The organism is Nostoc sp. PCC 7524 (assembly GCF_000316645.1).
Classification (GTDB): Bacteria; Cyanobacteriota; Cyanobacteriia; order Cyanobacteriales; family Nostocaceae; genus Trichormus.
Genome location: NC_019684.1, coordinates 5,961,358 through 5,973,823, shown reverse-complemented (window position 1 = coordinate 5,973,823; position 12,466 = coordinate 5,961,358). Strand labels below are relative to the sequence as shown.

The 12,466-nt window shown below is 42.1% G+C and carries 7 protein-coding genes; 1 reads left to right on the top strand and 6 read right to left on the bottom strand.

Going from position 1 to position 12,466, the window contains the following annotated elements; translation table 11 throughout:
* Positions 1 to 14 precede the first annotated feature (14 nt).
* Positions 15 to 953, top strand: a complete 939-nt coding sequence (locus NOS7524_RS24485) for a LysR family transcriptional regulator (RefSeq protein WP_015141165.1) — start codon at positions 15 to 17, stop codon at positions 951 to 953.
* Between the two features lie 304 nt (positions 954 to 1,257).
* On the opposite strand, the gene NOS7524_RS24480 is transcribed toward NOS7524_RS24485, so the two are convergent.
* The 6 genes from NOS7524_RS24480 to acpP form a co-directional block, all read right to left on the bottom strand.
* On the bottom strand, positions 1,258 to 2,766 hold the full coding sequence (locus NOS7524_RS24480; protein WP_015141164.1) for a hybrid sensor histidine kinase/response regulator: 1,509 nt from the start codon (positions 2,764 to 2,766) through the stop codon (positions 1,258 to 1,260).
* A 21-nt stretch (positions 2,767 to 2,787) separates the two neighbouring features.
* Positions 2,788 to 5,235 carry a GAF domain-containing protein gene (locus NOS7524_RS24475; RefSeq protein ID WP_015141163.1) on the bottom strand — a complete coding sequence of 816 codons (2,448 nt, stop codon included), beginning with the start codon at positions 5,233 to 5,235 and terminating at the stop codon, positions 2,788 to 2,790.
* Positions 5,236 to 5,885: 650 nt separating this feature from the next.
* Entirely contained in the window at positions 5,886 to 7,418 is a 1,533-nt protein-coding gene (locus tag NOS7524_RS24470) for a SagB/ThcOx family dehydrogenase (protein ID WP_015141162.1), read from the bottom strand.
* A gap of 465 nt (positions 7,419 to 7,883) precedes the next feature.
* Entirely contained in the window at positions 7,884 to 9,896 is a 2,013-nt protein-coding gene (tkt, locus tag NOS7524_RS24465) for a transketolase (protein WP_015141161.1), read from the bottom strand.
* A gap of 530 nt (positions 9,897 to 10,426) precedes the next feature.
* The gene (fabF, locus tag NOS7524_RS24460; protein ID WP_015141159.1) at positions 10,427 to 11,677 is read right to left on the bottom strand and encodes a beta-ketoacyl-ACP synthase II; all 1,251 of its coding nucleotides are present in this window, start codon (positions 11,675 to 11,677) and stop codon (positions 10,427 to 10,429) included.
* A gap of 286 nt (positions 11,678 to 11,963) precedes the next feature.
* Entirely contained in the window at positions 11,964 to 12,218 is a 255-nt protein-coding gene (acpP, locus tag NOS7524_RS24455; RefSeq protein ID WP_015141158.1) for an acyl carrier protein, read from the bottom strand.
* Positions 12,219 to 12,466 lie beyond the last annotated feature (248 nt).

The following is a 12,466-nucleotide window of genomic DNA, read 5'->3' as shown; positions in this document are numbered from 1 at the left end:
GAGGAGAATCACCCTTGAATCAGGCGACCCTACACCAGTTGAAGGTGTTCGAGGCGGCAGCACGGCATGGCAGTTTTACTCGTGCTGCTGAGGAATTATTTCTCACCCAGCCAACTGTTTCCATGCAAATCAAGCAGCTCACAAAATCGGTAGGTTTACCATTATTTGAGCAGGTAGGAAAGCGCCTCTATTTAACAGAAGCAGGGCGGGAATTGTTTGCAACGTGTAGACAAATTTTTGATAATATCGCCCAGTTTGAAATGAAGGTGGCAGACCTCAAAGGTTTGAAACAAGGACAATTACGGTTGGCAGTAATTACCACTGCAAAATACTTAATACCACGGTTACTAGGGCCTTTTTGTCAACTTTATCCAGGAATTGACATTTCGCTACAAGTGACAAATCATGAACGCATCCTAGAACGGATGATGAATAATATGGATGACTTGTATATTATGAGTCAAGTTCCAGAACACTTAGATGCCAATTGCCAACGATTTTTAGATAATCCTTTGGTGGTATTTGCACCTGTAAATCATCCCTTGGCAAAAGAAAAAAATATTCCCATTCAGAGTTTATGTAATGAGCCTTTTATTATGCGGGAGCCTGGTTCAGGAACACGTCGCGCTGTGCAGAATCTCTTTGATGAACATGGGGTGACAGTCAAAGTGAAGCTGGAATTAGGTAGTAATGAGGCCATTAAACAAGCGATCGCAGGAGGTTTGGGAATTTCGGTATTATCTCAACATACTCTATTGTCTGACGCTTCAGAGTTCAGCATTTTAGATGTGCAGAATTTTCCGATTAAACGGACTTGGTACATAGTTTATCCGGCTGGTAAACAGTTATCTATCGTGGCTCGTACTTACTATGAGTATCTGCTAGATGCGGCCAAGAAGTTCATAGAGCAAACTCAGCAAACTGTTGCTTCCGAATACACTCAGGTTGAGTAAATTTTGAGCTAGGAGGCAGTCCTGATCAACTGTGTATACCCTCCGAATACTCTGTTCAAGGGTACAGTGAACACCAGTCACCTAGGTTGGGAAACCTACCTACAGGACTGGAATCACTGCACTGTTTCCCCTAAAATATGGTGACAGGTTACAGGTGAGGTACTGCGTTGGACGGATTCCGTGGCATATAGCAAGTGGCTAACCCGTTCGCTGAAAGAGTTTCGTAGATAAGGGTAACAAGTTTAAAAGCCTCTGATGGTAATGGTTTTATGATTCCCTGATGTCCTAATCTCATTAGCTACAGCTATAACGATTGGGATTCGGAATTTAATGGTAATACGATTGTAAATGTAGTACCTTTACCTTCTTGGCTACTGACACTAATTGTACCTTGGTGAGCATCAACACAATTTTTAACTATGACTAAACCTAGTCCAGTTCCCTGGATTGTTTTGGCATTTGAAGCTCGATAAAATGATTCAAACAAGTGGGCTTGCTCTGACTGAGGAATACCAATACCTAAATCTTGAATACAAAAAGTTGCTATGCCTTCAGTTTGGTCACAAATTAAATCAAACCTAATAGCTTTGCCTTGGGGTGAATACTTAACTGCGTTAGAAAGTAAATTGACCAAGATACAATTTAACAGCCGTTCATCTATACAAGCTTCTGTATTTTCATTATTACAAGTAAAAATAATTTCATGCCCGCTAGTTGTCACAGATGTAAATTCGGCAATTAGCTCTTGGCAAAATTCTTTCAATGTCAAGGGGATGGGATTACATTCGAGTTTTCCGGCTTCAGTTCTACCCATAAACAACACATCTTCCATTAGTTGTTTCATGGATTGCACAGCACCTTTAATTCTTCTGAGATAGGTATTTTTTTTTGTTTCTGTTAAATTTGCTCCTTGTAGCTCTATCAGTTCTACTGCGGTTTGAATGACGCTCAAAGGGTTACGGAATTCATGAGAAACTGTAGAAATAAATAATGACTTGAGATTATTAAGTTCTTTCTCTTTATTTAAAGCTTGTTCTAATAATTCCGTTTTGCGCCGTTCGCTGAGATCCCAAAAAACAATAACTACACCATCAACTTGATTAGGTCTGATTCTGATTGGTGAAGCACTATCACCAATCGGTACTCTTTGACCATTTTTAGCAATCAAAGATGTAAATTCTTCTAAATAAACCACCTTTTGTTCTCTTAAAACTTTTGTGACTGGATTTTCTAGAGTAGTTTCTGTCACTTCATCAACTATATGAAAAACTGTGGAAATATCTTTCCCCAAAGCATCTGCTTGATGCCATCCAGTCAATTTTTCGGCGGCTGGATTGATAAATGTGATCATGCCATGTTCATTAGTGGCAATAACAGCATCACTAATTGAGTTTAAGAGAGTTGCTAACTGATCGCGATTTTCCCGCAGATCACGTTCTAGGCGATGTTTTAAAAGACCAATTTCAATCGCTATGCGTAAATCTTTTGAAGTGAAGGGTTTAACAATATATCCAAAGGGTTGCGTGATTTTTGCCCGTTGCACGGTATCGTCGTCACCATAGGCAGTTAAGAAGATGATCGGAATATCTAAATGTTCCCGAATGTAACTAGCGGTGTCGATACCATCGATCTCACCTTTGATGATAATATCCATTAAAATGAGTTCTGGCTGAGTCTCTAATGCTTTAGCGATCGCTGCTTTTCCAGAAGAAGCCGTACCTACAACGGTGTAACCTAGTTGAATCAATTGGCTAGCAATCGTTCTAGCCACAATGACCTCATCTTCAACAACTAAAATTTTCACTGTTTCCATTGCTAATTTTTTAACAAAAATTTACTGGGGAAATTGAATTTTAAATAATGTTCCCTGTAGACGTTCTATGGTAACAGTTCCTTCTAGTTGTTCTGTCACCAGGTCATAAACTAAAGAAAGACCTAAAGAGTTTGTATTATTCCAATTTATGTCATCTGGTAAACCAATACCATTGTCTTGAATAATCATTTCAATATTGTTACCAACTCTATGCAAACCAATCATAATTTTGCCGCCCTGTTCCCGTGTAAAAGCGTGTTTAAGAGAATTAGAGATTAATTCGTTAATGATTAAGCCACAGGCTATAGCTTGGTCAACATTCAAATTAATGGCTTGAATATGAGTTTCTAAGCTAATTCTTCCAGATTCTATTTGATAGGAAATCAGGATGCTAGTTGCTAGGTTATCGATATATTCCGCAATATTAATTTGCCCAATATTTGGCGAAGTGTATAAGTTTTTATGAATCAGAGAGATTGACTCAACACGGTTTTGGCTTTCTCTGAGGGTTTTAATTAATTCCGGGTCTTTGAGGGTTTGAGATTGGAGTTGTAAAAGTCCTGAGACGATTTGTAAATTATTTTTTACCCGGTGATGAACCTCTTTTAATAAAACTTCTTTTTCAGCCAAGGCGCTTCTTAATTTAATTTCAGCTTTTTGTCGTTCAGCCAATTCATTTTGTGCTTGCTGAAATATGCTCGATTGTTGAATGGCGATCGCAATCGGTATGGAAAGTTGGTCAAGCAAATCTAGTTGATGTCCTTCCCATTGTCTAGGAGCAGAACACTGGTGCGCTATTAACAAACCCCAAAGGCGAGGTCTAGTTAGTTCCTCACCTACTTCTAATCGAATTGGTACAACTAAGTTAGCTTTGACTTGAAACCGTTCTAATAACTTAATATGACAATCCGTGAGTCCAGCTTCATAGATATTAGCGATCGCTCTTTTCTGTCCCTGATAATACTCAGTTCCTGCTCCTGTTTGAAAACAAGTATCCTCAATATCTACACCCAAAGTAACTTGCCATCCAGGTTGGACTGATTCTGCTACTATTTTACCGCTCATATCTGCGGCAAACTGATACACTATCACTCGATCAACCTGAAGTAAATCTTTCACTTCTTGAACTGTAGCGTTGAGAATATGTTGGAGATTCAGAGATTGGTGAATTCTTTGAGCAACAGTTCGCATGAGTTGCTCCCTCTCAGCTTGAGCTTGCAGCGCCCGCTCAGTTTGCTTGCGTTCTGTGATATCCTGACCAATACCGATAACTTGACCATTTGGCAATCTAATATTTGTCCAAGCTGTATCCAGTATCCGACCGTCCTGTAATTGAGTTCTGAGATCACGCCAAGAGCGGTCCGCGGACTGCATAAAGTTGATAACAGACTGATAATATTCAGGATTTGGATATAATTCTGCTAGCACATTACGAGTTTGATATTCTTGTAAGCTGAAACCCAGAACACGTTCTATTTCTTGGTTAACCCAATGAACTTTACCGTCAGAATTTAACAGTGCAATCATTAAAGGAATATGAGCGAAAATACCTTGCAAGAATGAATTTTCTTCTTGCAGTTTGGCTTCAGCATTTTTACGCTCAGTGATGTCATGTAGGGCAGTTAAGATTGCATATTCATTATTAAAATTCAAATACTGTAGTGAAGCGATCGCCCAAAAAAAAGTACCATCGGCTCTCTTAAATTGGATATCGTAATTCTCTAGGGAACCATTTTGAGCAAGAGCTGCCAAAATAGTTTGTTGAACATCTGGATTTTGATATAAATCATAAATATAACGATTTCCTAAATCATCTGTAGTAAACCGAAATTTCCGCATAAATTCGGAATTAATATATAAAATTAAGCCATCTGTTAACCGTGAAATAATTAGTGGAATAGGAATAGATTCAATAATCCCTTTAAGTTTAGCTTCACTTGTTTGTAGTGCGTGGGCAATTGTTTCACGTTCTTGGATATGAATTATTGTATCTTGGTGTAAGTCCAACTGCCTCATTACCTGACGTGCCACTCTTTGTAATGAAGTTTGTACTTTTAAACTCAAATGACGTGGGACAAAATCCATTACAGCTAGACTACCTAATGCCCAACCATCTGAGGTAATTAGTGGAATTCCTGCATAGAAGCGCACATGAGATTTTGACAGTACCAAAGAATTTTTTGCGAATTTTTCATCTTGTAAAATATCTGGAATAATCAATATTTCACTTTGCAAAATAGTATGAGTACCTAAGCCAATACTGCGAGGTATTTCTGATTCAGTTACACCTACCTTTGATTTGAACCATTCCCGTTGAGTATCTACAAGGCTAATTACAGCAATCGGTGTTTCACAAATGTTAGCAGCAAGTTGTGCCAGATCATCAAAAACTTCTTCTGGTTGTGTATCTAAAATCTGATACTGGTGGAGTAATTCTAATCTTTTATTTTCGTTTTCGGGTAACAACATTGCTGCTTTATTTATCAATAAACATTGATAGACTGGGATGATAAAAATTATCTAATAATCTCATCTGTATAATACATACTTAGGCATAACTGTATGAAATGAACAAGAAGAATTTTTGGTAGTATCTCCGTTAGGAATAGCGTTCATCAATAGTGGTTGCTGAAATAACTAAATATTCTCATATCAGCACTTTTAGCAGAATTCTATGAGCTTTTGCAATATAAACAATAATTCTTGTGAAAAATTTTACTTAATAAGCATGATGTTTAACCAAAGTTTTTACCTACGGCAGATTGATCTCATCTCTCAATTACATTAGGGATATTAAAGAGGTGAAATTTCCTAGAGTTACATCTATGATGTTGATATACAAGAATTTATAGTATTTCTAGTTTTAGTGAAGTACCTCTCGTTGAATTCAGATGCTAGTGTTTAGCGGTTAGCTTAAACAAAAAGAAGCCTCTCACCTACCTGTTCATGAAGTGTTCCCGTTCGCGCTAGCGTTGCGTAGCAAAGGGTAGGGAGGCGATGAGATGAATTGTTAGGCGTTCGCGTTAGCGAAGCGGTAGAGACTCCCACAGATAGAAGCCCACAATGAGGATAAAAAATCTTTATTTGCTAATTTCATGCCAGAGGTACACACATCTGGTTTATCTTGGTCTACCTAATGTTGTAATGTACAACACGGCCTCATCAGCAGGAATCCCTAAAACTTCATTTACTTGGTCATCGAAGAAGCCACCAATGCCACTCACACCCAAATTTAGGTGAATTGCAGCTAAATTCAGACGTTGGCCCAAATGACCAGCATCCATGTGTAAATAACGATAAACGCGATCGCCATATTGGGCAATAGCTGATTTGAGGTCAGCCGTATGAAAAATCACTGCTCCTGCGTCTCTGCCAAGTTCTTGTCCCAAGCAGAGGAAGTGTAACTCTCGCCGGAAGTTTTTAAAGCGAATTTGTCGTAATTCTTGGGCTTTGGGTGCGTAGTAGTAACAGCCAGATTCTAATCCGTTAACTCCACAGACAGCAATAAATGTTTGAATTAAGTTCAAGTCAAAATAATCTGGAGCATTGTCTAAACTTTGATCAATATAATTTTGGGGTTGATAGGTGAAATCGAGTAAAGCTTTGAGTTCATCAAAAGCTAAATCCTCACCATTATAGGCACGGGTAGAACGTCGCTTGTGGATAGCAAGTTCTAAATCTGAGAGCTTTTCTCCCCAGTAAATCGGTGTGGTAGTGGTAGGAATTTTTAAACAAAAAGGAAAATTATATTTATCTTCTAAAGATTTTGGTTGTTTTACAGCTGGTAAATTGAGCTTGCCAGTGATACCTGCCTGAATTTCGGTATGGCTATGAAAATACTTCAACAATTCACCATCGGGGATGTCAGGATAATTGGTTTCTGTGGCGGAGGGGAGGGCGGTACATCCTGGGGGTAAATTTTGCTGGATATCTAATAAGTCTGCCAGAGGTAAGACTGCGATCGCGCCTTCCTGTTTTGGATCGATGTATAGTAAATCATTAATCGCTTCATCGATAAAACCACCAATCAAGTGTGGGCGATAATCGGTAATCGCCGCCGCTAACTCGATATTGCCTAATAGGTGTCCTGTGTCTAAACAAATTCGACGGTAAGCTCTGTCTTCATAACGCCATGCAGAACGGTAAAAAACCGCCGTTACAATCATGGCTAATTGGGTACTTTCTAAAGCAGGATGCCAGAAACAAGCTTCTTGTAATGCTTGCCAAACATCATTTTCCCAAAAACAAAGCAAAGAATGAGTCCGACATTGGTAGTTATACAGACCAGCTGGCAATAAGGGCGTACCACGAGAAACTACATACACTTCCGCAGGATACAATCCCCCAGCACTAGGAGCAGAACGTAAATATACCGTACTACCCATAGAAGGCATTCTAGCTGTTAGCCCATAACTGCGAAACAGTAACCGCGAAAGTCTTTGCCACCATTGAGCATGAGGATCATTGGCAAATCCCTCTGGTGTTTCTTGGATATAAGGTTTCAGGTCGATGTCAGAACCGATTCTGTACTCTTTAAACGGTACTGGCTGTTTAGCCCAATCTAGCCTTTGACTTTTAGAGGCAAGGGTCTCAGGGTCGTATTTAGTACGTTCGTGATAATGCTGTGCAATTGATTGGTGTATTTCTGGCATATTACTTACAATACCCTTATGACATCCTTATTTTGATCTTGGCATTCATCAGACCCATTATTCGTGTTAATTAGTACATTCCTCAGAACTACAACATTGGAGATTAGGGACTAGGGAGTGGGGAATGGAATTTTACTCAGTATTCAGCACGCGGCTCAACGCCCCGAAGAAAGCTAACACCATCGGCTCAACCCAGTGCTACCGCTAACAGCACTTTTAAGCCAGAAAACACGCGGAAAGGCAAAGCAATGAATATTAACTCTTAACCAAATACCCAATTTTAATCAGCCAACCGTAAAATCAGTCAAAGATTTTATATATTTGTTGCAATTTTCATGTACTTGCTAACCAGCAGCCTGTTCAGAATTGGCACTAGAGATTCTTCTCTGTGCGCTCCTTGGCGTAAAAAAAAGGGCAGACATCAAGCCCACCCTCTAACTCAAGTAAGAGAATATTCTGTTGCTATTAACCCAACAATTGTTTAGCTTTAGCTAACACATTATCAACACTAAAGCCAAATTTCTCCAAACAAACACCACCAGGAGCCGAAGCACCAAAGCGGTCAATAGTTACAGTATCGCCTTCAGTACCAACGTACTTATGCCAACCAAAGCTACTAGCAGCTTCTACAGCCAAACGCTTAGTAACAGCTTTAGGCAGCACAGACTCTTTGTAAGTTGCATCTTGTGCTTCAAACAGATCCCAAGCAGGTAAAGAAACAACACGGACTTTCTTACCTTCGGCTGTGAGTTTTTCAGCTGCTGTAACACAGAGACTCAATTCTGAACCAGTACCAATCAGGATTAAGTCTGGTGTACCTTCAGAATCTACTAATACGTAACCACCCTTAGCTACATTCTCAATAGATGTACCAGCCAAGTTGGGGACATTTTGACGGGTGAATGCCAACAGAGTGGGAGCATTGGCTTTTGCTCTTTCAATTGCCACTTTGTAAGCGCCGGAGGTTTCGTTACCATCGGCGGGGCGAATCACTGTCAGGTTAGGAATCGCGCGGAGGGAAGCCAAAGTTTCAATAGGTTGGTGGGTGGGGCCGTCTTCACCTTGACCGATGGAGTCGTGAGTCATCACCCAAATCGAGCCAGCTAGAGACAAGGCAGATAAGCGGATAGCAGCCCGCATATAATCGGTGAAGATTAAGAAGGTAGCACCATAAGGAATTAAGCCTGAACTATGTAAGGCAATACCGTTACAAATTGCCCCCATACCATGTTCCCGCACACCAAAGTGGATGTTGGGGTTTTGGTATTGTCCTTTTTGGAAGTCGCCTTTGCCCTTAATTTCGGTCAGGTTGGAGTGGGTTAAGTCAGCCGAACCACCAATGAGTTCAGGTACAACCGCCGCCAATTTGTTGAGGCAGGTTTCTGAGTGCTTACGGGTGGGCAATCCTTTATCTTCTGGGGTGTAGGTAGGTAATACTTTATCCCAACCCTCAGCTAGTTTGCCGCTTAGGTAACGCTCAAATTCAGCTGCTTCTTGGGGATACTTAGCTTTGTAATCAGCAAATGCTTGATTCCAGTCAGCTTCGTAGCCTGCACCGCGTTCTATTGCCTTGCGGGTGTAGCTGAGGATATCTTCTGGAACTACAAAAGGCTCGTGTTCCCAATTCAGTCTTTCACGAGTCAGTTTTACTTCGTCTGCACCTAAAGCTGCACCATGAACACCGGCGGTATTGGCTTTATTGGGGGAACCGTAACCGATTGTGGTTGTCACCTTAATCATGGTGGGTTTATCGGTGACAGCTTTAGCCTCTTCAATGGCTTTAGCGATCGCTTCTAAATCGGTGTTACCCTCTTTAACGTGGAGGACGTGCCAGCCGTAGGCTTCAAACCGCTTAGAAACATCTTCGGTGAAGGCAACATCTGTAGAACCATCGATGGAGATGTGGTTGTCGTCGTACAGAGCGATGAGTTTACCTAATCCCAAATGGCCAGCGAGGGAAGCAGCTTCACCGGAAACACCTTCCATGTTACAACCATCACCTAGAATTACATAGGTGTAATGGTCAACAATCTTGGCATCGGGTTTGTTGAATTTAGCTGCCAGGTGAGCTTCCGCTATGGCTAAACCAACGCCATTGGCGATACCTTGACCTAGGGGACCGGTGGTAACTTCCACACCTGCGGTCACGAAGTTTTCCGGGTGTCCGGGGGTTTTGGATTCCCACTGCCGGAATTGCTTGATATCTTCAATGGTTACGCTGTCGTAGCCTGTCAGGTAGAGCAGGGCGTACTGCAACATAGAGCCATGACCAGCAGACAGGACAAAGCGATCGCGGTTAAACCACTTGGGATTTTTGGGGTTATACCGCATAAAGCGATTCCATAGCACAAAAGCCATAGGAGCCGCGCCCATCGGTAATCCTGGGTGTCCTGATTTTGCCTTTTCTATAGCGTCAACAGCCAAGAAACGGATCGCATTAATAGAAAGTTCTTCGAGGGATTGGGTTGCAACAGCCATAATCTCTTGTGTTTAACGACGGGTTAGCACTCTTTGAGCTACTCTGACCGGGGTTGTGTTTAACAGTTAACAGTTAACAGATTAACAGCGAACACTTATGAGTGTGATTTGTCAGGGTTGAAATCCCTAGGCATCAACTGCATCACTGGTCACTGATAACTGAACTACTGATTGAGGTTCCCCTGCGGTATCTTCATCATCCCATTCCCGATTGTTCATGGACAAGCGGGATCTCCTGAGTTTGTGGTAATTTATCAAGCCAAGATAGTGGTTAACTTGAACCCTTGGCTGATGGGGGAATGACATTTATGATACTTTTCCTGTCTTAATTACAGGAAAAACGCAGCACTGGGAAGTCAAGGCGAAGAATTCAGAACTCAGGAGTCAGGATGCAGAATGGAAAAATTTAAGATTCTGAATTCTGAATTCTGGCTCAAGTTTGGGATTATGAGCAAGTTGATTACTCAAATTATCTCCTGATTTGGGAATGATTCTGTCCCCTGAATTCTGAATTCTGAATTCTTACAACTTTAGACGTACTTTCTAAAGGCTAAGGTGACATTATGACCACCAAATCCAAAGGAGTTGGATAAGGCTACCTCGACTTTGAGAGGACGGCTAGTGTTAGGAACGTAATCTAAATCACACTCTGGGTCAAGGTTTTCGATATTAATCGTAGGGGGAATTTGATCATTAGCCACAGCTAAAACTGTAGCTACAGCTTCAATACCGCCAGAACCCCCTAACAGATGGCCTGTCATGGATTTGGTGGAGCTAACGGCGATTTTATAGGCATGATCGCCCAAGGCTTTTTTGATGGCGGCGGTTTCCGTGGAATCATTTGCCGGGGTGCTGGTGCCGTGGGCGTTGATATAGCTGACTTGTGTTGGTGCTATTCCTGCATCTTTGAGCGCCAGTTGCATAGCTCTGGCGGCTCCTTCACCACCGGGAACTGGGGAAGTCATATGGTAAGCATCGCAAGTCATGCCATAACCGACGATTTCGGCATAAATCCGAGCGCCACGACTTAAGGCGTGTTGCAGCTCTTCGAGGATGAGGATTCCCGCACCTTCTCCCATGACAAATCCATCGCGATCGCGATCAAAAGGACGACAAGCATGAGCAGGATCATCATTGCGGGTGGAAAGCGCCCGTGCCGCCGCAAATCCAGCTACAGATAAGGGTGTCACAGCCGCTTCACATCCACCACAAATCATGGCTTGGGCATAACCGCCTTGAATCATGCGGAAAGCATCCCCAATGGCGTTAGAGCCAGCCGCACAAGCAGTTACAGTACAGTTATTTGGCCCTTTGGCACCAGTATGAATTGCTGTCAATCCGGCCGCCATGTTGGCGATCATCATCGGAATCATAAATGGACTACAGCGATCGGGGCCGCGGTTGAGATAAACGGTTTGCTGGTCTTCCATGACCTTAATCCCACCTACCCCAGAACCAATGATAACTCCTACCTGTTCAGCATTGAGTTCATTAATAACTAACTTGGCATCGGCAAGAGCTTGTTTAGCGGCTGCGACTCCAAACTGGGAAAAGCGATCCATGCGCTTGGCTTCTTTGCGATCCATATACTCATGTGGATCGAAGTTTTTCACCTCACCCGCAATGCGGCAATCATGGCTAGACGCATCAAATGCACTGATATAATCAATGCCATTGCGTCCACTTAACAATCCTTCCCAATATTCACTCGGTGTATTACCTATAGGTGTAATCGCGCCAACACCAGTGACAACAACGCGTTTACGATTATAATCTGTCATGACTCAGTAAAAGATGGCGAGAAAGCTGCAAAAATTAGGGACTAGGAACTCAGGACTAGGGACTGGGGAAGAAGCAGAGGGGCAGAGGCGCAGAGGCGCAGAGGGGCAGAGGAGCAGGGGAGGCAGGGGAGGCAGGGGAGGCAGGGGGAGAGAAATCCCATGCCCTATGACCAATACCCAATACCCAATACCCAGTCCCCAATACCCAGTCCCCAATGCCCAATGCCCAATCCCCAGTACCCAATCCCTAGTACCCAATCCCCAATCCCCAATCCCCAATCGCTGTTTAAGCGGATGCGGCAACTTTGCTGTTGATATAATCCACTGCTTCTTGAACGGTTGTAATTTTTTCGGCGGCTTCATCGGGAATTTCAATATCAAATTCTTCTTCCAAAGCCATAACTAATTCAACGGTATCTAGGGAATCAGCACCTAAATCATTGGCAAAACTTGCCTGTGGTGTGACTTTTTCCGCATCATCAACACTGAGTTGATCGACAATAATTTTCTTGACCTTTTCAAAGATTTCTGCCTGGCTCATAGATAAAAGTCCTTAAGCAATTGCTATTGTCTGCTGTTTATGGGTGACATGGTTTTGAGCATATACATCTTATCGGAAAGCGCGATCATCCGTATACGTTCCAGTCCTAAAAATGGATAGGTGTTGAGTTATGAGTGCTGAGTAAGTGTCCAGACTCAGCATTCTTGTCCAAACACGATTTATGTGTCTGGATGCGTCACTATTTATACATCCCATGTTAGGACAATTTTGTTGTTCATTCCTGAAGG

Bases quoted from the DNA above. Each gene is read 5' to 3' on its own strand.
- NOS7524_RS24480 (WP_015141164.1), bottom strand. From the start codon at position 2,766: ATGGAAACAGTGAAAATTTTAGTTGTTGAAGATGAGGTCATTGTGGCT.
- NOS7524_RS24475 (WP_015141163.1), bottom strand. From the start codon at position 5,235: ATGTTGTTACCCGAAAACGAAAATAAAAGATTAGAATTACTCCACCAG.
- NOS7524_RS24470 (WP_015141162.1), bottom strand. From the start codon at position 7,418: ATGCCAGAAATACACCAATCAATTGCACAGCATTATCACGAACGTACT.
- tkt (WP_015141161.1), bottom strand. From the start codon at position 9,896: ATGGCTGTTGCAACCCAATCCCTCGAAGAACTTTCTATTAATGCGATC.
- fabF (WP_015141159.1), bottom strand. From the start codon at position 11,677: ATGACAGATTATAATCGTAAACGCGTTGTTGTCACTGGTGTTGGCGCG.
- acpP (WP_015141158.1), bottom strand. From the start codon at position 12,218: ATGAGCCAGGCAGAAATCTTTGAAAAGGTCAAGAAAATTATTGTCGAT.